The sequence below is a fragment of the Streptomyces sp. ADMS genome (assembly GCF_033441795.1).
In the GTDB taxonomy this organism is placed as follows: domain Bacteria; phylum Actinomycetota; class Actinomycetes; order Streptomycetales; family Streptomycetaceae; genus Streptomyces.
Window position 1 is genome coordinate 1 of record NZ_JAVFVX010000619.1, and the last position, 240, is coordinate 240.

Genomic DNA, 240 nt, shown 5'->3' on the forward strand with positions numbered 1-240 from the left:
AGGGGTCGAACGTGGCGTCCACATCAACCCGGTAGCCGGCCTTGCGCAGCAGCGCGACGGTCCGTGTGGCGCGGTCCTGCCCATCACGCTGTTGGTTGGCCAGCGCGTACAGGTTGGGGTGGTCGGGGACGGGGTGGAAGTCGAATCCCTTCAACATCCAGGTCCTTGCGGCCAGTTGCTTGGGACTGGAGGCGACGATGCCGAAGTCGGGGTGGCGGCCGACTGCGATGTCGGGAAGCG

The 240-nt window shown here is 67.1% G+C and carries 1 pseudogene; it reads right to left on the reverse strand.

The features are described 5' to 3' along the window. Nucleotides 1-240: pseudogene (locus RB628_RS43100) on the reverse strand (hypothetical protein); the annotation flags it as partial.